29 protein-coding genes are annotated in these 25311 nt (G+C 68.0%); 7 read left to right on the plus strand and 22 right to left on the minus strand.

Features of this window, described 5'->3' with window-relative positions; genetic code table 11:
- Positions 1–12: 12 nt before the first annotated feature.
- Entirely contained in the window at positions 13–1503 is a 1491-nt protein-coding gene (locus BHQ18_RS08115; RefSeq protein ID WP_069413091.1) for a catalase, read from the plus strand.
- A 36-nt stretch (positions 1504–1539) separates the two neighbouring features.
- Here the strand turns inward: BHQ18_RS08115 and map are convergent, their stop codons facing one another.
- Genes map through secY form a run of 3 tightly spaced genes read right to left on the minus strand, consistent with a single transcriptional unit; the run spans position 1540 to position 4226 of the window.
- Entirely contained in the window at positions 1540–2337 is a 798-nt protein-coding gene (gene map, locus BHQ18_RS08120; RefSeq protein WP_069413092.1) for a type I methionyl aminopeptidase, read from the minus strand.
- Between the two features lie 3 nt (positions 2338–2340).
- Positions 2341–2889, minus strand: a complete 549-nt coding sequence (locus tag BHQ18_RS08125) for an adenylate kinase (RefSeq protein WP_069413093.1) — start codon at positions 2887–2889, stop codon at positions 2341–2343.
- A complete protein-coding gene (gene secY / locus BHQ18_RS08130; protein WP_069413094.1) occupies positions 2886–4226 on the minus strand; it encodes a preprotein translocase subunit SecY in 1341 nt (446 codons plus the stop codon). The genes BHQ18_RS08125 and secY overlap by 4 nt, the downstream gene beginning before the upstream one ends.
- 264 nt (positions 4227–4490) lie before the next feature.
- Here secY and BHQ18_RS08135 point away from each other — a divergent pair, with 264 nt between their 5' ends.
- From BHQ18_RS08135 to BHQ18_RS08145, 3 genes are read left to right on the plus strand one after another with little or no spacing between them, the layout of a single operon-like run.
- On the plus strand, positions 4491–5423 hold the full coding sequence (locus BHQ18_RS08135) for a class I SAM-dependent methyltransferase (RefSeq protein ID WP_069413095.1): 933 nt from the start codon (positions 4491–4493) through the stop codon (positions 5421–5423).
- Positions 5420–6343, plus strand: coding sequence for an SAM-dependent methyltransferase (locus BHQ18_RS08140; protein WP_069413096.1), 924 nt, complete (start codon positions 5420–5422; stop codon positions 6341–6343). The genes BHQ18_RS08135 and BHQ18_RS08140 overlap by 4 nt, the downstream gene beginning before the upstream one ends.
- A complete protein-coding gene (locus tag BHQ18_RS08145) occupies positions 6330–7229 on the plus strand; it encodes a class I SAM-dependent methyltransferase (RefSeq protein ID WP_069413097.1) in 900 nt (299 codons plus the stop codon). Before BHQ18_RS08140 ends, BHQ18_RS08145 begins: the two co-directional genes overlap by 14 nt.
- 88 nt (positions 7230–7317) lie before the next feature.
- Here BHQ18_RS08145 and sppA read toward each other — a convergent pair whose 3' ends face one another.
- Both sppA and BHQ18_RS08155 read right to left on the minus strand, forming a co-directional pair.
- Positions 7318–9102 (minus strand): signal peptide peptidase SppA, encoded by a 1785-nt coding sequence (gene sppA / locus BHQ18_RS08150; protein WP_069413098.1) that lies wholly within the window; start codon positions 9100–9102, stop codon positions 7318–7320.
- Between the two features lie 55 nt (positions 9103–9157).
- Positions 9158–9862 carry a helix-turn-helix transcriptional regulator gene (locus tag BHQ18_RS08155; RefSeq protein WP_069413099.1) on the minus strand — a complete coding sequence of 235 codons (705 nt, stop codon included), beginning with the start codon at positions 9860–9862 and terminating at the stop codon, positions 9158–9160.
- A gap of 102 nt (positions 9863–9964) precedes the next feature.
- Between BHQ18_RS08155 and BHQ18_RS08160 the strand changes: the two genes are divergently transcribed.
- Positions 9965–10483, plus strand: coding sequence for a DUF2231 domain-containing protein (locus BHQ18_RS08160; RefSeq protein ID WP_069413100.1), 519 nt, complete (start codon positions 9965–9967; stop codon positions 10481–10483).
- Between the two features lie 13 nt (positions 10484–10496).
- Positions 10497–10916 carry a hypothetical protein gene (locus tag BHQ18_RS08165; protein ID WP_069413101.1) on the plus strand — a complete coding sequence of 140 codons (420 nt, stop codon included), beginning with the start codon at positions 10497–10499 and terminating at the stop codon, positions 10914–10916.
- Between the two features lie 22 nt (positions 10917–10938).
- On the opposite strand, the gene BHQ18_RS08170 is transcribed toward BHQ18_RS08165, so the two are convergent.
- The 14 genes from BHQ18_RS08170 to BHQ18_RS08235 all read right to left on the minus strand — a co-directional run bounded on the left by BHQ18_RS08170 (position 10939) and on the right by BHQ18_RS08235 (position 19725).
- Positions 10939–11277 carry a DUF732 domain-containing protein gene (locus tag BHQ18_RS08170; protein WP_069413102.1) on the minus strand — a complete coding sequence of 113 codons (339 nt, stop codon included), beginning with the start codon at positions 11275–11277 and terminating at the stop codon, positions 10939–10941.
- Between the two features lie 117 nt (positions 11278–11394).
- Complete coding sequence (rplO, locus tag BHQ18_RS08175; protein WP_069413103.1) at positions 11395–11838, minus strand: 50S ribosomal protein L15; 444 nt, start codon at positions 11836–11838, stop codon at positions 11395–11397.
- Positions 11835–12017: a 50S ribosomal protein L30 gene (gene rpmD, locus BHQ18_RS08180; protein WP_069413104.1), complete on the minus strand. Its 183-nt coding sequence runs from the start codon at positions 12015–12017 to the stop codon at positions 11835–11837. The genes rplO and rpmD overlap by 4 nt, the downstream gene beginning before the upstream one ends.
- Positions 12017–12679 carry a 30S ribosomal protein S5 gene (gene rpsE, locus BHQ18_RS08185; protein ID WP_109789234.1) on the minus strand — a complete coding sequence of 221 codons (663 nt, stop codon included), beginning with the start codon at positions 12677–12679 and terminating at the stop codon, positions 12017–12019. Before rpsE ends, rpmD begins: the two co-directional genes overlap by 1 nt.
- Before the next feature lie 31 nt (positions 12680–12710).
- On the minus strand, positions 12711–13124 hold the full coding sequence (gene rplR, locus BHQ18_RS08190; protein ID WP_069413106.1) for a 50S ribosomal protein L18: 414 nt from the start codon (positions 13122–13124) through the stop codon (positions 12711–12713).
- Between the two features lie 2 nt (positions 13125–13126).
- Positions 13127–13666 carry a 50S ribosomal protein L6 gene (gene rplF, locus BHQ18_RS08195; protein WP_069413107.1) on the minus strand — a complete coding sequence of 180 codons (540 nt, stop codon included), beginning with the start codon at positions 13664–13666 and terminating at the stop codon, positions 13127–13129.
- 21 nt (positions 13667–13687) lie between these two features.
- Positions 13688–14086 carry a 30S ribosomal protein S8 gene (gene rpsH, locus BHQ18_RS08200; RefSeq protein ID WP_069413108.1) on the minus strand — a complete coding sequence of 133 codons (399 nt, stop codon included), beginning with the start codon at positions 14084–14086 and terminating at the stop codon, positions 13688–13690.
- Positions 14087–14183: 97 nt separating this feature from the next.
- Positions 14184–14369, minus strand: coding sequence for a type Z 30S ribosomal protein S14 (locus tag BHQ18_RS08205; protein WP_059101363.1), 186 nt, complete (start codon positions 14367–14369; stop codon positions 14184–14186).
- A 3-nt stretch (positions 14370–14372) separates the two neighbouring features.
- A complete protein-coding gene (gene rplE / locus BHQ18_RS08210) occupies positions 14373–14945 on the minus strand; it encodes a 50S ribosomal protein L5 (protein ID WP_069413109.1) in 573 nt (190 codons plus the stop codon).
- Between the two features lies 1 nt (position 14946).
- The gene (rplX, locus tag BHQ18_RS08215) at positions 14947–15264 is read right to left on the minus strand and encodes a 50S ribosomal protein L24 (RefSeq protein WP_069413110.1); all 318 of its coding nucleotides are present in this window, start codon (positions 15262–15264) and stop codon (positions 14947–14949) included.
- Positions 15265–15633 carry a 50S ribosomal protein L14 gene (gene rplN / locus BHQ18_RS08220; RefSeq protein ID WP_069413111.1) on the minus strand — a complete coding sequence of 123 codons (369 nt, stop codon included), beginning with the start codon at positions 15631–15633 and terminating at the stop codon, positions 15265–15267.
- 332 nt (positions 15634–15965) lie between these two features.
- The gene (locus tag BHQ18_RS08225) at positions 15966–16619 is read right to left on the minus strand and encodes a hypothetical protein (protein ID WP_234794112.1); all 654 of its coding nucleotides are present in this window, start codon (positions 16617–16619) and stop codon (positions 15966–15968) included.
- Positions 16620–16658: 39 nt separating this feature from the next.
- On the minus strand, positions 16659–19010 hold the full coding sequence (locus BHQ18_RS08230; protein ID WP_069413113.1) for an arylsulfatase: 2352 nt from the start codon (positions 19008–19010) through the stop codon (positions 16659–16661).
- Entirely contained in the window at positions 18967–19725 is a 759-nt protein-coding gene (locus tag BHQ18_RS08235; RefSeq protein ID WP_069413114.1) for a DUF2306 domain-containing protein, read from the minus strand. Before BHQ18_RS08235 ends, BHQ18_RS08230 begins: the two co-directional genes overlap by 44 nt.
- Before the next feature lie 57 nt (positions 19726–19782).
- Between BHQ18_RS08235 and BHQ18_RS08240 the strand changes: the two genes are divergently transcribed.
- Positions 19783–20469, plus strand: coding sequence for a TetR/AcrR family transcriptional regulator (locus BHQ18_RS08240; protein ID WP_069413115.1), 687 nt, complete (start codon positions 19783–19785; stop codon positions 20467–20469).
- Positions 20470–20649: 180 nt separating this feature from the next.
- Here the strand turns inward: BHQ18_RS08240 and BHQ18_RS08245 are convergent, their stop codons facing one another.
- The 3 genes from BHQ18_RS08245 to BHQ18_RS08255 are packed head-to-tail and all read right to left on the minus strand — an operon-like array spanning position 20650 to position 25303.
- Positions 20650–22326 (minus strand): ArnT family glycosyltransferase, encoded by a 1677-nt coding sequence (locus BHQ18_RS08245; protein WP_069413116.1) that lies wholly within the window; start codon positions 22324–22326, stop codon positions 20650–20652.
- Entirely contained in the window at positions 22323–23789 is a 1467-nt protein-coding gene (locus tag BHQ18_RS08250) for a glycosyltransferase (protein WP_069413117.1), read from the minus strand. The genes BHQ18_RS08245 and BHQ18_RS08250 overlap by 4 nt, the downstream gene beginning before the upstream one ends.
- Entirely contained in the window at positions 23786–25303 is a 1518-nt protein-coding gene (locus BHQ18_RS08255) for a hypothetical protein (RefSeq protein ID WP_084293975.1), read from the minus strand. Before BHQ18_RS08255 ends, BHQ18_RS08250 begins: the two co-directional genes overlap by 4 nt.
- Between the last annotated feature and the right edge of the window lie 8 nt (positions 25304–25311).

Here is a 25311-nt window from a genome sequence, read left to right on the forward strand (position 1 = left end):
ACGGAGATTCCCATGACCACATCGAAATTCGGGTCGACGACGGGCACCGGCGCGCCGGCCGCCAGCGACCGCAACACGCTCAGCGTCGGCTCCAACGGGCCGCTGGTCCTGCACGACGTGCACTTCCTCGAGCAGATGGCGCACTTCAACCGTGAACGCGTACCGGAGCGCAACCCGCACGCCAAGGGCTCCGGCGCGTTCGGGGTGTTCACCACCACCGAGGACGTCTCGCAGTTCACCAAGGCCGCGCTGTTCCAGAAGGGCGCGAAAACCGATCTGCTGATCCGGTTTTCGACCGTTGCCGGTGAGCAGGGCAGCCCGGACACCTGGCGCGACGTGCGCGGTTTCTCGATGAAGTTCTACACCACCGAGGGCAACTACGACCTGGTCGGCAACAACACCCCGGTCTTCTTCGTCCGCGACCCGATGAAGTTCCCGCACTTCATCCGCAGCCAGAAGCGCATGCCGGACTCCGGCCTGCGGTCCTCGCAGATGCAGTGGGATTTCTGGAGTTTGAACCCCGAGTCGGCCCACCAGGTGACCTACCTGATGGGTGAGCGCGGTCTGCCGCGGACCTGGCGTCACATGAACGGCTACGGCTCCCACACCTACATGTGGGTCAACGCCGCGGGCGAGAAGTTCTGGGTGAAGTACCACTTCCACACCGACCAGGGCATGGAGTTCCTCACCAACGACGAGGCCGCCGCGCTGGCCGGCGAGGACGCCGACTTCCACCGCAAGGACCTGTTCGAGGCGATCAAGCGCGGCGAGCATCCCAGCTGGAAGCTGTCCGTGCAGGTGATGCCGTACGCCGAGGCGGCCGACTACCGGTTCAACCCGTTCGACCTGACCAAGGTCTGGCCGCACGAGGACTACCCGCTGATCCCGGTCGGCAGCTTCACCCTCAACCGCAACCCGGAGAACTTCTTCGCCCAGATCGAACAGGCGGCGTTCTCCCCGGGCAACACGGTGCCGGGCATCGGCCTGTCGCCGGACAAGATGCTGCTCGGCCGCGCGTTCGCCTACAACGACGCGCAGCGCAACCGCATCGGCACCAACTTCCACCAGCTGCCGGTCAACCAGCCGCTCGACGGGGTGCAGAGCAACACCTACATGTTCGACGGCCAGATGACCTACCACCATTCCGGTGCCGCGCCGGTCTACGCCCCCAACAGCGGCGGCCGCCCGTGGGCGGACACCACCGGCCCGGCCGAGGACGGCTGGGAGGCGGACGCCGAACTGGTGCGCTCGGCCTATGCGCTGCACTCCGAGGACGACGACTTCGGCCAGCCCGGCACGATGGTGCGCAAGGTGTGGAACGACGAACAGCGCGCCGCGGCGGTCGAGACGATCGCCGGCAGCCTCGACGGGGTGACCGGTGAGGTGCTCGACCGGTCGCTGGAGTACTGGCGCAACGTCGACGACGATCTGGGCGCCCGGATCGAGAAGGCGGTCCGCCAGGACACCGCGCCCGAACCGGCGCAGGGAATGGGTCAGGGCTAACCGCCCCGGGTGACCCCCGGATTGAACGCGGGCGGTCTACTGAGTGAGGATCCGCGGCCCGTCTTCGGTGACGGCCACGGTGTGCTCCCAGTGGGCCGCCCGCGATCCGTCTGCGGTCACGACGGTCCACTCGTCCTCGAGCACCACGGTCTTGGTGGTGCCCAGCGTCAGCATCGGCTCGATCGCCAGCACCGACCCGACCTCGAGGTAGGGCCCGCGGCCCGGTGAGCCCTCGTTGGGCAGGAACGGGTCCATGTGCATCTGCCTGCCGATGCCGTGCCCGCCGTAGCCGTCGACGATGCCGAACTTGCGGTCGAACTGCCGTTCGGCGTCCCGCGTCGCGGTCTCGATGGCATGCGAGACGTCGGTGAGCCGGTTACCGGGCACCATCGCGGCCGCGCCGGCCTCCATCGCCTGCCTGGTCGCCGTCGACAGCGCCTCGTCGACGGGGATCAACTCCCCCACCCCGAACGTGATCGCCGAATCACCGTGCCAGCCGTCGACGATCGCGCCGCAGTCGATCGACACCAGATCGCCGGGGGCCAGCACCTCCGTCGACGACGGAATGCCGTGCACCACACGGTCATTGACCGACGAGCAGATGCTGGCGGGATATCCGTGATAGCCGAGGAACGACGGCACACCGCCGCCGTCGCGGATCACCGACTCGGCGATCTCGTCGAGTTCCTGCGTGGAGACGCCGGGAGCCGCCGCGCTGCGCACCGCGGCCAGCGCCCTGGCCACCAGCGCGCCCGCCACCGCCATCGCGTCGAGTTCACCGGCGGTGCGCTGCGGCACCACCTTGCGGCCCCGCAGACCGGGCAGCCCGATCATGAATTACTTGCCGAGCGCCTGCAGCGCGCGCGCGAACACCTCGTCCATGGTGCCGACGGCGTCAACCTGCTGCAGGTTGTTGTGGCTGTAGTACTCGAGCAGCGGATAGGTCTCGTCGCGGTAGACCTGCATCCGGTTGCGGATCACGTCTTCGGTGTCGTCTTCGCGGCCGCGTGCCTGCAGCCGCTTGAACAGTTCGTCCTCGGAGACCTTGAACTCCAGCACTGCGTCGAGCTTGGTGGAGTGGCCCTTGAGCATCTCGTCGAGCGCCTTGGCCTGCTCCACCGAACGCGGGTAGCCGTCGAGGATGAACCCGCCGACGGCGTCGGCCTGGGCGATGCGGTCCTCGACGAGCTTGTTGGTGAGATCCGACGGCACCAGATCGCCGGCGTCGAGGTAACGCTTGGCCTCCACCCCCAGCGGGGTGCCGTCGCCGATGTTCTGCCTGAACAGGTCGCCGGTGGAGATCTGCGGGATCCCGAGCTTCTCGGAGAGCCTCTGGGCCTGCGTACCTTTTCCGGCTCCAGGCGGTCCGAGCAGAACGAGTCTCACTTCAGGAATCCTTCGTAGTTGCGTTGCATCAGCTGGCTCTCGATCTGCTTGACCGTATCCAAGCCCACGCCGACCATGATCAGCACGCCGACGCCGCCGAACGGCAGGTTCTGCACCGGGCCGCCGCTGCCGACCGTCAGGAACAGGTTGGGCAGCACCGCGATCACACCCAGGTAGATGGAGCCCGGCAGGGTGATGCGGCTCAACACGTAACGCAGATAGTCGGCGGTCGGCTTACCCGGCCGGATGCCCGGGATGAAGCCGCCGAACTTCTTCATCTCGTCGGCGCGCTCGTCGGGGTTGAACGTGATCGACACATAGAAGTAGGTGAAGAACACGATCAGGGCGAAGTACACGCCGATGTAGACCGGGCTGCTGGGGTCGGTCAGGTATTCCGCGACGAACCTGGTCCACCAGTTCGTCTCGGTGGGGTTGGAGCTGCCGCTCTGGATCAGCTGGGTGATCAGGTGCGGGATGTAGATCAGCGACGACGCGAAGATCACCGGGATGACGCCGGCCTGGTTGACCTTCAGCGGCAGGTACGTCGACGTGCCGCCGTACATCTTGCGGCCCACCATCCGCTTGGCGTACTGCACCGGGATGCGGCGCTGCCCCTGTTCGACGAAGACCACGCCGATGATGATGGCCAGCGCGCCCGCGCAGACCAGCGCGAACACCAGGCCGCCGCGGCTCTCCAGGATGGCCTGACCCTCACCGGGCATCGCCGAGGCGATGCTGGCGAAGATGATCAGCGACATACCGTTGCCGATGCCGCGCTCGGTGACCAGCTCGCCCATCCACATCACCAGCGCCGCGCCCGCGGTCATCACCAGCACCATGACGACGAGCGTGAAGATGTTCAGCCCGGCGTCCTGGCCCTGGATGATCTCCAGCGAGCAGCCCTGCAACAGCCCGCCGTTGGCGGCCAGCGCCACGATGCTGGTGCTCTGCAGGATGGCCAGCGCGATCGCCAGATAACGCGTGTACTGCGTCATCTTCGCCTGACCGGCCTGGCCCTCCTTCCGCAGCTGTTCGAAGCGCGGGATCACCACGGTCAGCAGCTGCACGATGATGCTCGCGGTGATGTAGGGCATCACGCCCACCGCGAACACCGACAGCTGCAGCAGCGCTCCGCCGGAGAACAGGTTGATCAGTGAATAGAGCTGTCCTGATTCGCCGCCGGTGACCTCGGCGATGCATTCCTGCACGTTCGGGTAGTTGACGCCCGGCGACGGGATCGAGGCCCCGAGCCGATAGAGGATCACGATCCCCAACGTGAACAGGATCTTCTTTCTCAGGTCGACAGTCCTGAGTGAAGAGATGAAAGCCGAGAGCACTCTTCCTCCTGCGCAGCCGGGGTGTCGATCGGCGTGCGAATGGGGCTGGATTCGACCAGCGTCGTGGTTAAGTCGTGTGCGGACCCCCGTCAAGCGCGCAGCCTGCAGAGTTACCCGCCAAACAGTCTACGAGAGTAACAGTTGGGGCCCCGTTGCCCCGCATCCCGCCGAACGGAACTGCATTCACAGGGCCTTCTCAGCCCGGGAACATACCGTGGCACCCGTCTCGTTATATGCCCTAAGTAATAGTCGACAGGAGCTCGGATGACACGCACGGACAACGACACCTGGGATCTCGCGACCAGTGTGGGGGCCACCGCGACGATGGTCGCGGCGGCCAGGGCGGTGGCGAGCAGCGGCGAGGACGCGCTGATCTCCGATCCGTTCGCCGAACCGTTGGTCCGCGCGGTCGGGGTGGACTTCTTCACCCGGCTGGCCTCCGGTGAGCTCACGATCGAGGAACTCGACGGGCCCGACTCCGCGACCGGCATGGGCCGGATGACCGACAACATGGCGGTACGGACACGGTTCTTCGACGACTTCTTCCTCAACGCGGTGCGTGACGGCATCCGGCAGGCGGTGATCCTGGCATCGGGTCTGGACTCGCGCTCCTACCGGCTGGGCTGGCCGGACGGCACCACCGTCTACGAGATCGACCAGCCCGAGGTTCTCGCGTTCAAGGCCACGACGCTGGCCGGGCTGGCCGCCGAGCCGACCGCGGAACTGCGCACCGTCGCGATCGACCTGCGCCACGACTGGCCGGCCGCGTTGACGGCCGCCGGGTTCGACCCGGCCCAGCCGACGGCGTGGAGCGCCGAGGGCCTGCTGGGCTACCTGCCGCCCGATGCGCAGGACAAACTTCTCGACACCATCACCGAGCTGAGTGCCCCCGGCAGCCGGGTCGCCGTGGAGAGCGGGCCGTCGGTCGACGAGGCCGACCGCGAGAAGGCGCTGGCGCGGATGCAGGAGGCCGCCGCGCGCTGGCGCGACCACGGCTTCGAACTGGACTTCGGCGAGCTGGTGTATCTCGGTGAGCGCAACGAGGCGGGCGCCTACCTCGAGCAGCGCGGATGGTCGCTGACCCGGCGCACCGTGCAGGAACTGCTGGTCGCCAACGGCCGCCCGAAACTGCCCGAGGACGACGAGATCGGCAACTTCGCCGAGATGCAGTACATCACCGGGATACTCGGGACATGACCCGTACCGACTCTGACAGTTGGGACCCCGCCAGCAGCGTGGGCTCGACGGCGACGATGGTCGCTGCGGCCCGCGCCCTGGCCAGCCGCGACGACGACCCGTTGTTCGACGACCCGTTCGCCGCCCCACTGGTGCGTGCGGTCGGCGTCGACTTCTTCACCCGACTGGTCGACGGTGACGTCGACGTGAAGAACATCGACGGCGCCGCCCGGGATTTCATGGCCCAGCACATCGCGGTGCGCACGCGGTTCTTCGACGACTTCTTCCGCGACGCCACCGGAAGTGGCATCCGGCAGGCGGTGATCCTGGCGTCGGGTCTGGACTCACGCTCCTACCGGCTGCCGTGGCCGGACGGAACCGTCGTCTACGAGATCGACCAGCCGCAGGTCATCGACTTCAAGACCACGACGATGTCGTCGCTGGGCGCCACGCCCAGGGCCGAACTGCGCACCGTCGGCATCGACCTGCGCCGGGACTGGCCGAAGGCGTTGCGCGACAGCGGGTTCGACCCGACCCAGCCGACGGCGTGGAGTGTGGAGGGTCTGCTCGGTTATCTGCCGCCCGACGCGCAGGACCGGCTGTTCGACGACATCACCGCGCTCAGCGCCGCGGCCAGTCGGGTGGCCACCGAGTTCCACCCGGACGCGGCGGCCACCATCGGGTCGCGCACCAAGGCGATCAGCGAGCAGTTCGGCGAGGACGGCGCGCACCTCGACATCAGCGACCTGTTCTACCCGGGCGAACGCCGGCATGTGGTGGGCTACCTGGCCGAACGCGGCTGGCAGGTCTGTTCCAAGACCCGCCCGCAGGTGCACGCCGACTACGGCCGCGAGTTCCCCGACACCGAACTGCTTGCCCCGATGCGTGATTCGCTCGCGATCATCGCGACCCGACAGAAGGATCAGGATGGCCCGCACTGACAACGACACCTGGGATCTGGCCTCCAGCGTCGGCTCGACGGCGACGATGGTCGCCGCGCAGCGGGTGCTCAGCACGCGCGAGGGGCTGATCGACGACCCCTACGCCGAGCCGCTGGTGCGCGCGGTCGGCCTGGACTTCTTCGTCCGGGCGCTCGACGGCGAGATCAACCTCGACGAGATCGACCCGCGGTTCAATACGCGCCGCGCCGCCGAGGGAATGGCGGTGCGCACGCGGCACTTCGACGGGCTGTTCACCGACGCCGCGCGGGCCGGGGTGCGCCAGGCGGTGATCCTGGCCGCGGGGCTGGACGCGCGGGCCTACCGGCTGCCGTGGCCGACCGGCACGACGGTGTTCGAGCTGGACCAGCCCGAGGTCATCGCGTTCAAGGGCCGGACGCTGGCCGAGCTGGGCGTCGAGCCGACCGCGGAGCGGCGGGCACTGGCGGTCGATCTGCGCGACGACTGGCCGAAAGCGCTGTCCGACAACGGGTTCAACCCGTCGCAGCCGACCGCCTGGATCGCCGAAGGGCTGCTGATCTATCTGCCGCCCGAGGCGCAGGATCTGCTGTTCGACCGGATCGACGAGCTCAGCGCGCCGGGCAGCCGGCTGGCTTGCGAGCACATTCCCGACGTCAGCATGTTCGCCGACGAGCGGGCGTTGGAGATCGCCGAGCGGCTGAAGGCCTACGGCCACTCCATCGAGATGGGTGAACTGATCTACCACGGTGACCGCAACGACGTCGTCGACTATCTGTCCGATCGCGGCTGGGACGTCACGACTCAGCGGATGCGGGATGCCTACGAGGCCAACGGTTTCACGTTCGACGAGGAATCCACGATCGGCTTCTTCACCGACATGGCCTACCTGTCGGCCGTCAAGCCCTGATTTCGGCGAGCGCGCGTGTTTGCACCCGACACGCCGCGCAATTTCAGCACTTTGCGCACGCCCGCACCCTGACGAACGCGACCAAACGTCAGAAGCGGTAGTCCCCCAGCCACAGCGCGCTCACTCCGGTCAGTGACCGCTCGGCGTGCCCGAGCATCTGCGCCACCGACCGGCCGAACAGCGCACCGACCGCCTCCGGCAGCGACGCGGCCGCCGGCTGCGACGACGGTTTGGGCCGCAGCCGGTCCATCAGCGACGACCCCGGGAGGTTCGCGATACGGACCTCGGCGTCGGGCGCCAGACCGGCCCGCACCTTCGCCCGTTCCACCGCGGTGCGCAGACCGCCGAGATGGTCGACGAGCCCGCGCTCGCGGGCGTCGGCGCCCGTCCACACCCGGCCGCGGGCGATCGCGTCGACGTCGGCGACGCTCATCTTGCGGCCCTCGGCCACCCGCTCGATGAAATCGGTGTAGAACAGGTCCGCTTCGGCCTCGACGTGCGCGTGCTGCTCCTCGGTGAACGGCGCGTTGACCGACCAGGCGTCGGCATTGGCGTTGGTGCGCACCGAATCCGAGCCGACGCCGAGGCGGTCCTTGAGTTCGCGGGCGACCAGCTTGCCGGTCACCACGCCGATCGACCCGGTGATGGTGCCGGGGTTGGCGACGATCTCGTCGGCGGCCATCGACACGTAGTAGCCACCGGAGGCGGCGACCGCACCCATCGACGCGATCACCGGCTTGCCCTTGCCGCGGATCCGGTCGACCTCGCGCCAGACGGTCTCCGACCCGGTGACCGACCCGCCGGGGCTGTCGACGCGCAGCACGATCGCGGCGACGTCGTCGTCGGCGGCGGCCTCGCGCAGCGCAGCGGCGATCGTGTCTCCACCCGCGCTCGAACTGCCCATCGGCAGCGGCGCCGGCCCGCCCCGCCCGCTGACGATCGGCCCGTGCAGCGTCACCACCGCGATCGTCGGCTTGCCCTTGCGCCCGGGCAGCGCGGGCATCGACGGCGCCTGCCGTTCGGCGGAGGCTTTCGCGTAGCGCGACAGGTACAGCCGCGGCGGCGCGTCCTCGGCGTCCGCGTCCACCGCGTCGGCGGCGCCGGCGAGTTCGGCGATCCGCGCGTACGCCTCGTCGCGGAACCCGACCCGGTCGATCAGGCGCCCGGCGAGGGCGGCGCCGCGCAGCAGCGGCGCCCGGTCGGCGAGCGCGTCGATCTCCTCGGGCGCGATGTGGCGGGCCTCGGCGACCGCCTCGAGTACCTGCGCGTGCAGGCTCGAGATCAACCGTTCGTCGGCTTCGCGGTGCGCGTCGGTGTAGCGGTCCTGGGTGAAAAGGTTTGCCGCCGACTTGTATTCACCGCGCGCGATGAACTGCGCCTCGATACCGGCCTTGTCGAGCGCGTCGCGCAGGAACAGCGCGCTGGTGGCGAACCCGACCAGCCCGACGGTGCCCGACGGCTGCATCCACACCTCGCGGAACGCCGAGGCCAGGTAGTAGGACAGCGTGCCCGGGTAGGTCTCGGCCCACGCCAGCGACGGTTTGGCGTCGCTGAACGCCGCGATCGCCTCGCGCAGTTCCTGGACCGGTCCGGCTGCCGCGGCGGGGATCTGCACCCGCGCGATCATCCCGGCGACCCTGGGGTCCTCGGCCGCGCGGTGAATGGCTGCGACCGCTTCGCGCAGCAGCATCGGCCGGCCCGTTCCGGTCAGCAGCGCGAAGGGGTCGAAGCCGCCGGTCTCGTTGGGCACCGCCTGCAGGTCGAGTTCGAGCACACACCCGTCCGGAATCCCGTGGTGCCGGGCGGTGTCGATGCGCCGGGCCAGCGCGCGCAGGTCGTCGGGACCGGGGATGTCGGGCAGGAATGCGAACATGAAGCGAGCCTACCGACGCCGCCGCACCCCTCCCGGGGTGCGCGCCACGGTGAACCTATGCGCCCGACGGTCGGGCCCGTAGCTCCACACAACATTCGCCGGCCGTCGGCGCCAGCACCGCCTCGACTGCCTCGGCGTGCAAACCGGCGAGAACACCCGAGGTGAGTGCGTGGTTGAGCTGACAGACCAACGCCGGCATCGTGGCCGCGAGTTCATGGAACGGGCAGTTGCTCAGCCGCACACAGCGGGGCGTGTTCCGGTATGGCTCGAATCCGAGCTCCTCGAGCGCCCGTTCGGCCGCCGCCAAGGCCCGTTCGGCGCCCATCCGACCACGCTTCACCGCGGTCGGCATCTGCAGCGCCAACGCCTGGCCGCGCTCGTATGCGGCCTGCGTGGCCGCCGCCAGCGCCGAATCGTGATCCCCCTCTTCCATCGCACGAGCCAGGATCTCGGCCAGGAGTTCGTAGCGACGGGGCGGCACGCTGACCGCGACGCCACACCGGGTGGGTAGGTAGACCTTCGGTGGACGGCCCCGAACCGCCTGTCCATCGAACCCGAAATCGAGCAGCCCCGCGTCGACGAGCTTATCCAGATGGAAAGCCGCGAGCTTGCGTGAAATGCCGACCGCAGACGCCGCGTCATCGCGGCTGACGGGCCGCCGCGCCGCTCGCACGACTTCGTACAGTCGGCGCCTGGTGCCGTCGCTGAGCGTCGCTATCGCGTTGATCGCATCCGTGGACGAGGACAACCCTTCTGTCACCTCACCACGATATCGCCAATGAACATTGGTTGATATGGACCCTTGACTGCAACCGGGTATTAAGACCAATATAGATTATCTAAAACGACCCAGGGGGTCACGATGAGCGAGCAACTCGAACAAGCCAAGGAACCGGTCAGTCGACTGCTCGCGGGGCCCTACGGGCATCCGTTCCATCCGATCCTCGTCACCGTTCCGATCGGCGCGTGGGTGTGCAGCCTTGTCTTCGACCTCGCCTCTCTTGTCGTCGACCGTCCGGGCTTTCTCACACAGGGTTCGCAATGGCTGATCGGCATCGGGGTGATCGGCGCCGGTGCGGCTGCGGTGATCGGCCTGCTGGACCTGGTCGCCATACCTTCGGGCACCCGCGCTTTCCGGGTCGGGCTTCTGCACATGACGCTCAATCTCGCGGTGACCGCGGCTTATGTGGCCGGTTTCGTCTGGCGGCACAACACTGCCGGCGATGACACCGCCGTGAGCCCCGGACCGCTTGTGCTGTCGTTGATTTCGGTGGCGACGCTGGGACTTTCCGGCTATCTCGGCGGCATGCTGGCGTACCGCTACGGGGTTCGGGTCGCCAACGAGTCAGTGCAGGCGGAGGGGTATCGGAAGGACCGATGACAGGAGGACAGCTATGGCCATCGCATCCCTGATTCTGTGGATCCTCACCGCTGGTGGGGGTGCATTCATGCTCGCAAAATGGGTCAGCGGCGGCGGCCACCGCGGGTCAACGACGTCGCAGTTGCCGCCCCCGGTGGTGTTCGGACACTTCGTGCTGGCCGCCGTCGGCTTGGTGCTGTGGATCGTCTACGTGGTCACCGACAACCATCCGGTCGGCTGGATCGGACTGGCACTGCTCGTACCGGTGGCGATCCTGGGATTCATCATGCTCGCCCGCTGGCTGGCAGGCCGCCGGGAGCGCACCGGAACCACACCGCGGTCCGAGGCCGCTCCACCTGAGCACTCGTTCCCCGTGCCCGTGGTGGTGGCGCACGGCGTGTTGGCTGTCGCCACGATCGTGGCGGCGCTGCTCGCCCTGGCGGAGGTCGGCTGACCCGATCGAGGCCGTAGCCCGGTCAGCGGCCCATGAAGCGGGCGTGCTGCGGGCAGTACACCGCGACCGCGGCGCGCATCAGTCCGGCGGCCTCGCCGCGGCTGATCCCGCTGCCGGCGAGGCGGTTGACGACACCGCGCACGACCGGCACCGGGTTGACGCTGCCGGCCAGGCCGGTGCTGAGCATGTCGCAGATGCCGTGGCCCAGCGCGGGCAGGTCGACATCGCCGACGGGGATCTGCATGGCGGCGACCTGATCGGCGAACTTCGCGTCGTCGTCCTGCGCATTCGCGGGCGCCGCGACGGACACGGCCAGGGCGGCGGCCGCGGCGGCGACGGTGAGCCGGCGGAGGAAGGTCATGTCTGCTCCTGAAGTTTTGCCCCTGCGCACCGTGAATCGGGTGCGCGACGGCTGGCGTTACCGCCGCCGAACAGGAAAGCCCCCGCCGTCACGGCAGGGGCTTCCGGTGCACGGAGGTTACAGCTCGGTCGCCGAACCGCCCGCAGCGGTGATCTTGTCGCGGGCGCTGCCGCTGAACTTGTGCGCGGTGACGTTCACCTTGACGGCGATCTTGCCGTCGCCGAGAACCTTCACCAGCGCGTTCTTACGCACCGCGCCGGCGGCCACCAGTTCGTCGACACCGACGTCGCCGCCGTTGGGGAACAGCTTGTTGATGTCGCCGACGTTGACCACCTCGTACTCGGTACGGAACCGGTTACGGAAGCCCTTGAGCTTCGGCAGGCGCATGTGGATCGGCATCTGGCCGCCCTCGAACGTCACCGGGACGTTCTTGCGGGCCTTGGTGCCCTTCGTGCCGCGACCCGCGGTCTTACCCTTGGACCCCTCACCGCGGCCGACGCGGGTCTTGGCGGTCTTCGAGCCGGGGGCCGGCTTCAGGTCGTGCAGTTTGATGACGCTCATTTGACTTCCTCCACCTCTACGAGGTGATGCACGGTCTTGATCAGCCCGCGCGTCTGCGCATTGTCCTCGCGGACGACGGACTGGCGGATCTTGCGCAGTCCCAGCGACCGCAGGCTCTCACGCTGCTTCCAGCGCGCACCGATGGTGCTGCGGACCTGGGTGATCTTCAGCTCTGCCATTACGACGACCCTTCACGCGCGGCCGACGCGGCGAGCGCCTCGGCCTCACGCCGCGCCCGCAGCATGCCCGCGGGGGCGACGTCCTCGATGGGCAGCCCACGCCGGGCCGCGACCTCTTCGGGACGCTGCAGCAGCTTCAGCGCGGCGACGGTGGCGTGCACCACGTTGATCGCGTTGTCACTGCCCAGCGACTTGGCCAGGATGTCGTGCACGCCGGCGCATTCCAGCACCGCGCGGGCCGCGCCACCGGCGATCACACCGGTACCGGGGCTGGCCGGACGCAGCATCACGACACCGGCGGCGGCTTCGCCCTGCACCGGGTGGGTGATGGTGCCGCCGATCAGCGGGACCCGGAAGAAGTTCTTGCGTGCTTCCTCGACGCCCTTGGCGATGGCGGCCGGAACTTCCTTGGCCTTGCCGTAACCGACGCCGACCATGCCGTTGCCGTCGCCGACGATCACCAGCGCGGTGAAGCTGAACCGGCGGCCACCCTTGACCACCTTGGAGACGCGGTTGATCGAGACGACGCGCTCGAGGTAGTTGCTCTTGTCGCCGCCGTCGCGGCCACGGCCGCCACGGTCGTCGCGCCGGCCACGGCCGCCACGGTCATCCCGCGAGCCACGGCCGTCCGAGGGGCCGCCGGCAGTTGCCTGTTCGGCCATCATGCAGTCCTTCCGTTGTTCGTGCTAGTCATCAGAACTTCAACCCGCCTTCGCGCGCCGCGTCGGCCAGCGCCGCGATCCGTCCGCCGTAGGTGTACCCACCGCGGTCGAACACGACGGTGTCGATGCCTGCGGCCTTGGCGCGCTCGGCGATCAGCTGACCGACCCGCACGCTGTGGGCTTTCTTGTCGCCGTCGACGGCCCGCACGTCGGCCTCGATCGAGGAGGCAGCGGCCAGCGTCGTTCCGTTGAGGTCGTTGACCAACTGCACGTGGATGTGCCGCGACGAGCGGTTGACCACCAGGCGCGGCACCTCGGCCGTGCCGGAGACCTTCTTGCGGAGCCGGGCGTGCCTGCGCAACCGCGAAACCCGACGGGTCTCGGAGATGTTCTGGCCCACGGCCTTCCGGGCTGGGGCTTCGGTGTTCTTTGTGGTTGCAGCCATTACTACTTACCTGTCTTTCCGACCTTGCGGCGGATCTGCTCGCCCTCGTAGCGAATTCCCTTGCCCTTGTAGGGATCGCTCTTACGCAGGCGGCGGATGTTCGCCGCGACCTGGCCGACCTTCTGCTTGTCGATGCCGGAGATCGAGAACTTCGTCGGCGTCTCCACCGCGAAGGTCACGCCCTCGGGCGCGGTGATGACGACGGGGTGGCTGAAGCCCAGCGCGAACTCGAGGTTCGAACCCTTGAGCTGCACGCGGTAACCCACGCCGAAGATCTCCATCTTGGTGGTGTAGCCCTCGGTGACGCCGGTGATGAGGTTGGCCACCAGCGTGCGCGACAGCCCGTGCAGCGAACGGCTGCGCCGCTCGTCGTTGGGACGTGTCACCACGATGGCGCCGTCGTCGTCACGCGCGACCCGGATCGGCTCGGCCACCGCCAGTTCCAGGGCGCCCTTGGGCCCCTTGACCGAGACGTTCTGACCGTTGATCGAGACGTCGACCCCGCTGGGAACCGGGACCGGCTGCTTTCCAATACGCGACATTTCAGCTCTACTCCCTCTCGCCTACCACACGTACGCGAGGACTTCGCCGCCCACGCCCTCTTGGGCTGCCTGGCGGTCGGTCCGGAGGCCCGACGACGTGGAGATGATCGCCACGCCGAGGCCGCCGAGAACCCGCGGCAGATTGGTGGACTTCGCGTACACCCGCAGACCGGGCTTGGACACGCGACGCAGGCCGGCGATGCTTCGCTCCCGGCTGGGGCCGTACTTCAGTTGCACGATCAGCGACTTGCCGACCCGCGCGTCCTCGGTGCGGTAGTCGGCGATGTAGCCCTCTTTCTTCAGGATCTCGGCGATGTTGGCCTTGATCTTGGAGTGGGGCAGGGTCACCTCATCGTGGTACGCCGAATTGGCGTTGCGCAGACGTGTCAAGAAGTCTGCGATCGGGTCCGTCATGGTCATGACAGCCGGCTCACCTTTCTCGCGGTGGTACCCAGCTCCAAAGCCTGGAGTGGGCCTGCCGCAACCTGTTTGGTTGGTCTGGTCGGGTAGGGCTGGGTTACCAGCTGCTCTTCTGCACGCCGGGCAGTTCGCCGGCGTGCGCCATCTCGCGCAGGCAGATCCGGCACAGGCCGAACTTGCGGAAAACCGCGTGCGGACGCCCGCAGCGCTGGCAGCGGGTGTAGGCGCGCACCTTGAACTTCGGCTTCTTGTTGGCCTTGTTGACCAGTGCCTTCTTTGCCATTACTCAGTTCTCCTTGAACGGAAAGCCCAGCGCCCGCAGCAGCGCTCGTCCTTCGTCGTCGGTCGTCGCCGTGGTGACGACGGTGATGTCCATGCCACGGGGGCGGTCGATGGAGTCCACGTCGATCTCGTGGAACACCGACTGCTCGGTCAGCCCGAAGGTGTAGTTGCCGGTGCCGTCGAACTGCTTGGGCGACAGGCCGCGGAAGTCGCGGATACGCGGCAGTGCGATCGAGATCAGCCGGTCGAGGAACTCCCACATGCGGTCGCCGCGCAGGGTCACCCGGGCGCCGATCGGCATGCCCTCGCGAAGCTTGAACTGCGCGATGGACTTACGGGCCCGGCGGATCTCGGGCTTCTGGCCGGTGATCAGCGCGAGGTCGTTGACCGCGCCGTTGATCAGCTTGGCGTCGCGCGCGGCGTCGCCGACGCCCATGTTGACGACGACCTTGACCACGCCGGGGATCTGCATGACGTTGGCGTAGCCGAACTCTTTGAGCAGGGTCTCGCGGATCTCTTCGCGGTAGCGCTGCTTCAACCGGGGCAGCGTCTTTTCCGTGCTGGTTGCCGAAGTCACTCTAGATGTCCTTGCCGTTGGTCTTGGCGATGCGGACCTTCTTGCCCGTCTCGTCGTCGATACGGAAGCCGATGCGGGTGGGCTTGCCGTCGGAGTCCACGACCATCACGTTGGAGGCGTCGATCGGCGCCTCCTGGGTGACGATGCCGCCGGACTGTGCGCCGCGCTCGTTGCTCGACACCGCGGTGTGCTTCTTGATCCGGTTCACGCCCTCGACGAGGACCTTGTTGCGGGTCGGGTAGGCGACCAGCACCTTGCCCTTGGCGCCCTTGTCCTTACCGGAGATGACCAGAACCGTGTCGCCCTTGTGAACCTTCATCTACAACACCTCCGGAGCCAGCGAGACGATCTTCATGAAGCGCTTCTCGCGCAGTTCGCGACCGACCGGCCCGAAGATGCGCGTGCCGCGCGGGTCGTTGTCGGCCTTGATGATGACGGCGGCGTTCTCGTCGAACTTGATGTAGCTGCCGTCGGCGCGGCGGCGCTCCTTGACGGTGCGCACGATGACGGCCTTGACGATCTCGCCACGCTTGACGTTGCCGCCGGGGATGGCTTCCTTGACGGTCGCCACGATGACGTCGCCGATGCCGGCATAGCGCCGCGACGATCCGCCGAGCACGCGGATGCACAGGATCTCCCTGGCGCCCGTGTTATCGGCGACCTTCACCCGCGATTCCTGCTGAATCACTCGATCTCCTGACCTGGATTTTCGTATGCACGCCAGATACCGACCTGGTCGTACGCGGTCTTGCTGTTGCCGAAGAGCACGCGGGGCCTGCCGCACGCGACTGGCCGAGGTCTGCCCAAGGCAACCGCCTGATTCTATGGGAGGACCTGCAGGAAACCAAATCGCCGCTGATCAGGCGCCCCTCGTTGCGGCGAGCGTGCGCGCCTGCACACGACACGCCGCCCATTTTCCTTCATCTGTGCACGCTCGCGGCGCGGTGAGCGTGCGCAACGGCTGCCCAATTCGCGGCGTGTCGAGAGGCAAACGCGCCCGCTCGCCACGATAAGCACTGGTCAGGGGATGACGATGGCGAAGTCGGCCAGCAGTGGCGAGGTCAGCGGGTCGAACGCCCCGCGCGCCGGCGCCTCGACGTGCACCGCCACCAGATAGTTGGACGCCCGCGCCGGGATGTGCGCGATCCGGTCGCCGAACGTGACCGCCTGCTGCGGTGGCTCCGCCCACGAGCCGAGCAGTTTCTGTCCGCTGAACCCGCACAGCGCGCCCGGCAGCACGCTGATGCTGCTGACCGCCGACGCCTCGAGCGCGTCGTCTGCGTACCGCTGGAACGCCTCGCCCGGGTCCAGCGACGTCCGCTCGATCGTCACGGTGGCCGACTCGCCGTCGGGTCCGGCCAGCCGGGCGCCGACGTCGTCGTCGCCCGCGCTGGTCGACCATCCATTCGGCAGCGCGACGGTGACCGTCGGCGCCTCGGGGTCGTCGACCGACGCGGTGACGCCGACCGGCGGCGGGTCTTCGACCTCGCACGCGGCCGGGGTGGCGCCGGTGGTGGGGACGACGCCGGGCTGCTCATCGGCGGGGGCGCCGGGCGGCGGGCCCGGGATGGGGCGCCCGCTCGACGACGGCGCGGCACCGGGCTGATCGACGACGGGCGATCCGGTCACGGTGCTCGCGCACGCGCACAGCAGCAGGCCCGCCGAAGCGATCACCGCCCGCTTCATCCCGGCAATCGGTCTGCCCTCCGGTGCTCAGTCCCTCGCGAACGCCCGCGCGAACTCCTTCTCCAGGTCCACGAACGGTTTGCCGGAGACGTCGACGTTCACCTGTGCGATCGTGCCACCGGTGAACGGGAACGGTGGGGCGTATGCGCGAGAGACCGGGGATCCGGTGTTGCGCCCCACGCTGAGCGCCGCCGACGCCAGCCCGAACGTGCCGGGATGCACCCGCATCCCCGACAGCGCCGCGACCTGCCGGTCGTCGATGTAGAGCGCGGTGTCGCCGATGGGCGTGTGACTGCCCTCGGCGGTCCCGGTGCGCGTGAACGCGACGCCGAAGGTGTGGCGGCCCAACGTAACTGGGTCGGGCGACGACAGCGTCTGCTCCTCTTCACCGAGGAAGTTGTACACGTAGTGCAGTCGACCGTCCTGACAGAAAAGCACATGGCCGCCGTGCGCGCCGCCGTGTTTGATCACCACGCCCTCGACGCCGGGGTCGTCGACGGTCACGTCGGCGATCAGCGCGAACGAGCGGCCCTGCAGTTCCACCGAGGCGCCCGCACCGACGTCGGCGGTGCCCGGGTAGTACGAGTACGACGTCCGCGCACCCGCCAGGTGCGGACGCCACCGGCCCAGCGTCTCGAGGATGTTCAGGTCGCCGAGCGGCAGCCCGTTGTAGCGTTCGGCCTCGGCGAACCACAGCTTGACGAGTTCGTCGAGTTTCTCCGGGTTTTCGGCCGCCAAGTCGTGGCACTGGCTGCGGTCGGCCTCGATGCGGAACAGCTCCCAGCGGTCCTTGTCGAAATGCGACCACCCGGCCGGCGATGCGGCGTGCACGGCGCTGGCGAACCACCCGTCGTGCCAGATCCCGCGTGTGCCCAGCATCGTGTAGAACTGCGTGTGCTTGTCGGTCTGCGCCGACGGATCATCGAGGGCCGCTTTGAAACTCACCCCGTCGAGCGGTTTCTGCGCGACGCCGCGGACGGTCTCGGGCGGGGCGATGCCCAGCAGGTCGTACACCGTCGGCGTGATGTCGCAGACGTTGACGTAGGTGTCGCGGACTTCGCCGTGCGCGGCGATTCCGTTGGGCCAGCTGATGATCGCGGGATCGGCGATGCCACCCTCGTGGGAGGCGTAGCGCTTGTAGAGCTTGTAGGGCGTGTTGAACGCCATCGCCCAGCCGATCGGATAGTGGTTGTAGGTTTCCGGCCCGCCGAGGTTGTCGATCAGCTTGAGTCCGTCCTCGACGGTGTCGATGTATCCGTTGAAGAACTTCACCTCGTTGACCGAACCGTTCGGCCCGCCCTCACCGCTGGCGCCGTTGTCGGAGATCACCACGATGATCGTGTTGTCGAGTTGGCCCGACTCATCGAGGTAGTCAATGATGCGCCCGAGTTCGGCGTCGGTGTAGCTCAGGAACCCGGCGAACACCTCGGCCATCCGGGTGAACAGCCGCTTCTCCTCGTCGCTCAGCGAATCCCACGGCCGCACCGTGTCCTGCTCGGGCCACGGTTCGCCGTTGGGCCCCTTGATGTCCTGATACGGGTTGACGGGTGAGAGCTCGGTGTCGGGCGGAACGATGCCGAGCTTCTTCTGGTTCTCGAGCACGATCTCGCGGTACCGCTCGTAGCCCATGTCGAACTTGCCGGCGTAGCGGTCGGCCCACTCCTTGAAGACGTGGTGCGGGGCGTGTCCGGCACCCGGGCAGACGTAGGAGAACCACGGCTTGTCCGGCGCGATCACCTTGGCGTCGCGGATGAACTCGATGGTCTTGTCGGCCAGGTCGTGCGACAGGTGGTAGCCGTCTTCCGGTGACGCCGGCGGGGCGACGGGATGGTTGTCGTAGACCAGTTCGGGATACCACTGGTCGGTCTCGCCGCCCATGAACCCGTAGAACCGCTCGAACCCGCGGGAGAGCGGCCAATGTCGTTTGGTTGACGCGAGATTGGACTCTTCGATCGGCGTCAGGTGCCACTTGCCGACGCAGTAGGTGTTGTAGCCGCTTTCGGCCAGCACCTCCGAGAGCAGCGCGGTGTCGAACGGGATGCGGCCGTTGAAGCCGGGGAAGCCGTCGGTGAACTCCTCGATGGTCGCCATCCCCACCGTCGTCGGGTTGCGTCCGGTCAGCAGCGACGCGCGCGTCGGCGAGCACAGCGCGGTGGTGTGGAACTGCGACAGGCGCACACCCCGGTCGGCGATCCGGCTCATCGTCGGCATCTCGACCAGCCCGCCGAAGCAGTCCCAGGTGGCGATGCCCACGTCGTCCCACACCACGTACAGCACGTTCGGGGCGCCTTCGGGCGCGGTCGGTGCGGCGTACGGCCCCCAGTCCGGTTCCGAGTCACGGATGTCCAGTTCGATTCTGCCGTTGAATTCCGTTGTCATACCGTCCTCGTCGTCGCTGACCAATCCTGGTCCGCAATCTACCCGGTCGGGTCTCGGTGAGTTGACGAATTGACGACGACGTAGTAAACGCCCTGCGGTAGAGCCACCACTGCACAAGTGCCAGCGGCACGGTCCATCCCAGCCAGCCGCCCAGCCCCGCAACGAACCACAGATAGTGCTGGCCGTTGCCGTCAAATAGGTTGTGGTACAACGGGTCACCCACCCTAAACAGCACCGGCCCCCAGATCCGGTTGGTGATGATCGACAACGCCAGCGTCGCGCTGCGCAGCATGTGCCGACGGTGGTCGGCCACCCGGCCCTGTCGGCCGGCACAGAAACCCGCCGCGGTGAACCAGAGCCACAATGCCGCAAGGAGAACATTGCTGACCGCGAGCGCGGGACCGAACGGCGTCGCCGCACCGATGACCAGCGCCGAAAGTGCAGCCGGAATCGTCGTCGCGACGTAGATGCGCCCCGCGTGCCGGTGCAGCGTGGGCCGGCGCGCGCGCAGCCGGGGCCAGAGCTGGACGACGACGGCGGCCATCGCGACCCCGCCGAGCAGCACGTGTCCGACGAGCAGCGGGTAGTACAGCGGGAACGTCGCGGGCACCCGGGTGCTGCCGACGAAATAGGGGGGCAGCGAGTAGGTCAGGAAAGCGACGACCAGGACCGCGAGCGCCGGGGGCCACCATCGAGACAGTTGTGCGTATGTCATACGCACAGAGCGTACGGCATACGCACCGCTCTGCGCAGTGGGTTAGGCTCGGCGGCGATGACCGAACCGCTGCCCCGCCCGCTGGAGATTCTCTGGCGCGAAACGCCGCCGCCCGGCCGGCGCGCCGGGCTGACGCGGCAGAGCATCGTCGAGGCCGCGATCGCGTTGGCCGACGACGCCGGCCTGTCCGCGCTGTCGATGGCCAGGCTGGCCGAACGCCTCGGCTGCGGCACCATGTCGCTGTATCGGCACGTCGCCAACAAGGACGAGCTGCTCACGTTCATGCTGTCCGCGGCGGTGGGTTCGCCACCACCGGGCAAGCCCGCGGATTGGACTGCGGCGTTGACCGATTGGGCGTTCGGGCTGTGGGAGGTCTATCACCGCCACCCGTGGATCCTGCGGGCCACAGCGGTGGGCCCTCCGGCGGATCCGGGGCAGTTGGCGTGGCTGGACGCCGGGTTGAGCACCCTGGCGACCACCGGGCTGTCCGAACGCGACAAGTTCGCCGCGGTGATGGCGATCCTGCACTTCACCCGCGGAGCGGCCGCCCTCGACATCGAGGCCGCCAACACGGACTGGCCTGAGTACCCGGCGCTGCTGCGGACGCTCATCGACCGCGACCGGTTTCCCGCGGTCGCCGCCGCACTCGACGGCGGCGTGTTCGACGCCGCCAAGGCCGATCCGCGAGCCGACTTCCGGTCGGGGCTGAACCAACTGCTCGACGGTATCGCCGCGCGGGTCTAGTGTCCTGAGTCGAAAGTTCAGACACAGCAGTGCGCGGGCTTCGGACCGGCCACATGGTGTCGACGTTCTTCGAGATCTGCACGAGGGCTGTGAAACCGCGCTGGTAACGACCCTCATGCAGATCTCGCGGCCGAAATGACCCATGACGATGTACTGCACCCGATTTAATGACTCAGGACACTAGCTCTCCGGGGCGGGCTCATTGACCCGGTACAGCCGCCAGGTCGGTTGGCTGTCACCGTCGTTGGGGATCTCGAGTTCCAGCGTCGCGATGTCGGCGCCGGTGTCGTACAGGGTCGGGTACCGCACGTTGAGCGCGTCGGACACCCCGCGCCCGGTCGGCGGCACGGCGAGCAGATACTCCACACCCAGGCTGACCGGGTCGTTGAGCAGCTCGGTGAAGTCCGGGTCCGACGGCACCACGAACGTCTTCGGCCGCTTCGAGGCCGCCACCACCGCGAAGCCGTACACCGTGTCGGTGATCACCGAACTCTCCGGCAGGTCCAGGCCGTCGAGGTAGCGCGCGATGTCGCGTTCGGTGGAAAACGTTGCCGCGACCCGCCGTTCGACGGCCCCGCGTTCGGTGACATCGCCGGGATCGGGCGCCAGCACCGCGGCCAGCGCGTACTCCTGCGGCGCGTACTTCGGCAGGCTCATCCCCCACGCCGAGACCGGAACCGTGACCGCGAACACCAGCGCGACCGGCGCATAAGCCACCCATCCGCGGTGCTTCGGCGGCTGCGCCGGCATCGGCGGCGCGTACCGACCCGGCCGTTTGAAGCGGGCGAACCCCCGTTCGGGCACCGCCATCATCGCCAGGCACGCGGCGAACGGGATCGCCGCGATGTAGAACCGCAGGAACGGGAACGTCGACCCCGACGCGTAGCTGTACACCTGGAACGCCAGCACACCACCGTAGAGCGCCAGCGGGACGATCAGCGTCGGCCAGTAGGGCCGGCGCAGCCGAAGCACCCCGGCCCACACCGCCAGCGGGATCAGCGTGGGCGCCAGCAGCATCACGCACGTGAGACCGAACAGCACCCCACCTCCGAAATCGACTGTGGGCGTGCCCGACTGCTGCAGGATCGCCGCGTTGCCGTACTGGGAGGTGAACTGCGCGAACGGTTCACCGGTGATCAGCCAACTCGCCACCGCCCAGCCGAAAAACGACGCCAGGCCCGGCCCGCTGACCAGCAGAAGGTCCAGCAGCGCACGGCGCAGTCGCGGCCCCTTGCGGGCCCGCCGGTAGGTGGTGACGCCGACGATCACCCCGGCCGCGGCGATGCAGGCCACGGCGTCGTACCGGGTCAGATAGGACAACGCCATCGCCACCCCGCCCGCGGCGATCAGATGGTGCACGTCGTCGTCGATCATCCACATGGTCAGCCGTCGCACCGCCCAGGTGATGAAGAACAGGAACGGCGCCTCGCTCATCCCGTTGGACCCGTAGAACACGATCATCGGGTTCAGCGCGAACAGCACGGTGATCGCAATGATGTAGGCGCGCGGCAGTTTTCGATCGGTGCCCATGCTCAGCACCTGCACCACGCACCCGGCCATGAACACCGCCGACATCACCGAACCGGCGAACGCGCGCGCGGTCAGATCCGGCCACAGCGGGCTGAGCAGCACGGCGGGGATCTGCAGCATCGCGGTTAGCGGGGTGAAGATGAACCCGATCGCCGCCAGGTGCGGGTCGCGGCTGAACAACACGCTCTGCGCGGCCGACACCCGCGACAGCGCGTCACCGAGGATGAACCCGTTGTCGACCTGCAGCCAGTAGCCGACCACGATGTAGACCAGCATCGACGACGCGAACGCCACCCACTTCAGGCGGTGGTCGGAGATCCGCGTCATACCGTCTCGTCCAGGTCGGTGTCGGGTTGGCTCGCCAGGCCGTGAAACGTCTTCTCCCAGTACGACGGATTACGGATCAACTGATAAGTGCCCTTGGCCGCCGCGACGCTCATCATCAGCCAGAACAACGGCACCGTCAGCGCGGGCACCAACAGGTCGGGGCGGTCGTCCTCGCGCAGCGCGATCAGGTTCATGTACAGCGTCGCGAAGTTCCCGAGCACCAGCGCGATCAGCGCCGGGAAGTAGATGTACCACGGGAACACCGCGCCGATCGCGGCGGGCTGACCGAGGAACCACAGGATCGTGATCAACCAGAACAGCAGGTTGAGCACCGCGATGATCGGGGTGCCGGCCAGCACCAGGTTGAACCGCACGAAGCTGCGGAACCCGATGGTGCGCAGCAGCCTCATCGGGCGGCGGATGTGCACCAGCCAGGTCTGCAGATAACCCTTGTACCAACGTGAGCGTTGCCGGATCCAGTTGATCGGGTCGCTGTTGGCCTCCTCGAGGGTCTGCGAATCGAGCACCGCGGTGTGATAGCCCGAGGCCGCGATGCGCAGGCCCAGATCGGCGTCCTCGGTGACGTTGTGCGGATCCCACGAGCCGATGCGGTCGAGCACCGAACGCTTGAGGTGGTTGGACGTGCCGCCCAGCGGGATCGGTGTGCCGGTGCGCATCATGCCGGGCAGCAGATAGCCGAACCACAGCCCGTATTCGGCGGTGAACCATCCGGTGAGCATGTTCTGCCTGCCGTTGTGGTAGGCGAGTTTGGCCTGCACACAGGCGATGTCGTCGGGTAGCCGCGCGAACGCGACGACCACCCGGCGCAGTTGCAGCGGCTCGGGCAGGTCCTCGGCGTCGTAGATCGTCACGATGTCGCCGGTGGCGAAGTGCAGCCCGTAGTTGCACGCCTTGGGTTTGGTGCGCGGTTCGGCGGGCGGGACGAGCAGGATGGTGATGGCCTCGGATTCCTTGCAGCGGCGGGCAGCTTCGATCGTCACGTCGTCGTCGGCCTCGAGCAGCAGCAGCACCTGCAGCTTGTCTTTCGGGTACTCGAGGCGCGCCATGGCGCCGATCAGGTCGTCCACCACCTCCGGTTCGTTGTAGGCGGGCACCAGGATCGTGTAGGGCGGCAGCTGGTCGTCGGGGATGGCGCGGGCCTGCTCGTCGGTGACAGTGATCGGCCGCGCCGCCAGGCCGCGCCGGAAGATCAACACGCGGTCGGTCATGGTGAGCACGTAGCCGAACGTGCACATCCCGATCAGCGCGACACCGGTCTGCATCGGGCGCCAGATCCCGAACCCGACCAGCGCGACCAGCGCGATCGCCAGAACGACCTTCTGCCAACCCATTACGGGAATGGCCGCCGACCGCAGCGGATCGTCGTCGCGCAGGCCGTTGATCGAGCGGTCCAGCGCGTGGTCGCGCTGCGCGTCGGTCAGGGTGTCGATGGTGTAGGTCACGGCCGCAGGCCCAGCGGTTGCAGTTGGGCGGCGACCAGGCCGCGCCCGAATGTGGTCAGCAGATCGATGTCCTTGAACTTCGGGTTGGTGTCGTCGACGGCGGAGTTTCCGCGGAACAGCACGGTGAGCAGGGTGTTCAGCGTGGGCAGCAGCGCACCGTTCGGGTGCGGGAATGGGGCGTTGTCGTCGTGGTTGTCCACGGTGATCATCAGCACGCGTTGGGCTCGGTCGTCGTTGCGCCACGTGAACTGCAGCATGTTCCAGGTGACCATCAGGTGGTCGTCGACGACGGACACCAGTTCACCGGTGACGCCGTAGCCGAGGTCGATCCGGCGCGGGGCGCTCAACCGGGTGGCGGCCGCGTCGTAGAGCACCTTGGCGGGGTAGACGTTGAACGAGAACGGCCGGTCGGTCATCACGTTGTCGACCATCACGGTCCTGGGCTTGGCTTCCTTGTCCCAGTCCGGGTTTCCGACGTCGGCGACCATCCGCTGCCGGGTCAGGTGGGCCACCCGGCCGTGCAGGCGCGTCACCCAGGGATAGTCCTCGGTCTCGGCGATGTGGAAACCGGCGGGCGGCTTCAGCGGTCCGGTGATCGGCATCGCGTCGAACTGTCGCACCGGCGGACTCTGCGGGGCGGGCAGGTCGACGAGCGAAAGCAGCACGGCCACACCGAGCACCAGCGGCAGTGACCGGGCGACCTGCCCGGCCGCCAGCGGTTCGACCTTGCGGTTCATCGGCCGCTTGGGTTCTCCGCGGCGCGCGAGCAGGAACATCACGAACCCGACGATCGCGGTGGCAAGCAGTGCGGGCGCGGCCTGGTACACCCACACGGGCGCCTGCGGTGTCCACCACGCCATGATCGCCAGCAGCACACCGCCGACCGCATAGGCCGAGAAGTAGCCGGTCCAGCCGCGGCGGTGGGTGCGGCTCACGGCGATGCCCGTGGCGGTCGCGGCGATCAGCAGCGTCGCGGCGCCGGCCGCGATCCGGTTGCCGCCCAACAGGATCACCATGATGTGGTACGGCAGGGCGAAGATCATCCCCGCCAGCATCCACACCAGCACGAACCTGCTGACCGGGCGCAGCCCGAACAGGATGATCGCCGAGCTGAGCACGAACACCCACAGCGCCAGGAAGTCGAGCCGCAGCAGATGGAAGTACATCCCGTAGCGCTGCAGCAGCACCCCGTGCAGCAGCAGCGCGAACACCAGCCCCATCGTGCCGAGGATGATGTCGGTCTGGCGGTCGTGGATCGGTAACTCGTTGCGCGGCCGGCGCGCGACACCCTGCGCGGCCAGGATCGCGGCGGTCGGGATGATCCAGATGTAGCCGTTGAGTCCGCTGCCCCTGGTGGTCTCGACCAGGCTGGCGAAGCTGTCCCAGAACGCGAACACCGTCAGGACACCGATGAACATCCACCGGAACACGATGCGCGCGACGGTGTAGGTGCGGTCCCGCTCGGGTGCGGCCGCGGCGGGGGGCTCGGGCTCGGCCTGGGTGGGCACCGCCATCGTCACTC

The organism is Mycolicibacterium flavescens (assembly GCF_001722335.1).
GTDB lineage: Bacteria > Actinomycetota > Actinomycetes > Mycobacteriales > Mycobacteriaceae > Mycobacterium > Mycobacterium flavescens.

What these genes read in the sequence shown, in the direction of transcription:
- BHQ18_RS08115 (WP_069413091.1), top strand. Translation starts at nt 13, where the DNA reads ATGACCACATCGAAATTCGGGTCGACGACGGGCACCGGCGCGCCGGCC.
- map (WP_069413092.1), bottom strand. Translation starts at nt 2,337, where the DNA reads ATGATCGGGCTGCCCGGTCTGCGGGGCCGCAAGGTGGTGCCGCAGCGC.
- BHQ18_RS08135 (WP_069413095.1), top strand. Translation starts at nt 4,491, where the DNA reads ATGACACGCACGGACAACGACACCTGGGATCTCGCGACCAGTGTGGGG.
- BHQ18_RS08140 (WP_069413096.1), top strand. Translation starts at nt 5,420, where the DNA reads ATGACCCGTACCGACTCTGACAGTTGGGACCCCGCCAGCAGCGTGGGC.
- BHQ18_RS08145 (WP_069413097.1), top strand. Translation starts at nt 6,330, where the DNA reads ATGGCCCGCACTGACAACGACACCTGGGATCTGGCCTCCAGCGTCGGC.
- sppA (WP_069413098.1), bottom strand. Translation starts at nt 9,102, where the DNA reads ATGTTCGCATTCCTGCCCGACATCCCCGGTCCCGACGACCTGCGCGCG.
- BHQ18_RS08160 (WP_069413100.1), top strand. Translation starts at nt 9,965, where the DNA reads ATGAGCGAGCAACTCGAACAAGCCAAGGAACCGGTCAGTCGACTGCTC.
- BHQ18_RS08165 (WP_069413101.1), top strand. Translation starts at nt 10,497, where the DNA reads ATGGCCATCGCATCCCTGATTCTGTGGATCCTCACCGCTGGTGGGGGT.
- BHQ18_RS08170 (WP_069413102.1), bottom strand. Translation starts at nt 11,277, where the DNA reads ATGACCTTCCTCCGCCGGCTCACCGTCGCCGCCGCGGCCGCCGCCCTG.
- rplO (WP_069413103.1), bottom strand. Translation starts at nt 11,838, where the DNA reads ATGAGCGTCATCAAACTGCACGACCTGAAGCCGGCCCCCGGCTCGAAG.
- rpmD (WP_069413104.1), bottom strand. Translation starts at nt 12,017, where the DNA reads ATGGCAGAGCTGAAGATCACCCAGGTCCGCAGCACCATCGGTGCGCGC.
- rpsE (WP_109789234.1), bottom strand. Translation starts at nt 12,679, where the DNA reads ATGGCCGAACAGGCAACTGCCGGCGGCCCCTCGGACGGCCGTGGCTCG.
- rplR (WP_069413106.1), bottom strand. Translation starts at nt 13,124, where the DNA reads ATGGCTGCAACCACAAAGAACACCGAAGCCCCAGCCCGGAAGGCCGTG.
- rplF (WP_069413107.1), bottom strand. Translation starts at nt 13,666, where the DNA reads ATGTCGCGTATTGGAAAGCAGCCGGTCCCGGTTCCCAGCGGGGTCGAC.
- rpsH (WP_069413108.1), bottom strand. Translation starts at nt 14,086, where the DNA reads ATGACCATGACGGACCCGATCGCAGACTTCTTGACACGTCTGCGCAAC.
- BHQ18_RS08205 (WP_059101363.1), bottom strand. Translation starts at nt 14,369, where the DNA reads ATGGCAAAGAAGGCACTGGTCAACAAGGCCAACAAGAAGCCGAAGTTC.
- rplX (WP_069413110.1), bottom strand. Translation starts at nt 15,264, where the DNA reads ATGAAGGTTCACAAGGGCGACACGGTTCTGGTCATCTCCGGTAAGGAC.
- BHQ18_RS08230 (WP_069413113.1), bottom strand. Translation starts at nt 19,010, where the DNA reads ATGACAACGGAATTCAACGGCAGAATCGAACTGGACATCCGTGACTCG.
- BHQ18_RS08235 (WP_069413114.1), bottom strand. Translation starts at nt 19,725, where the DNA reads ATGACATACGCACAACTGTCTCGATGGTGGCCCCCGGCGCTCGCGGTC.
- BHQ18_RS08240 (WP_069413115.1), top strand. Translation starts at nt 19,783, where the DNA reads ATGACCGAACCGCTGCCCCGCCCGCTGGAGATTCTCTGGCGCGAAACG.
- BHQ18_RS08245 (WP_069413116.1), bottom strand. Translation starts at nt 22,326, where the DNA reads ATGACGCGGATCTCCGACCACCGCCTGAAGTGGGTGGCGTTCGCGTCG.
- BHQ18_RS08255 (WP_084293975.1), bottom strand. Translation starts at nt 25,303, where the DNA reads ATGGCGGTGCCCACCCAGGCCGAGCCCGAGCCCCCCGCCGCGGCCGCA.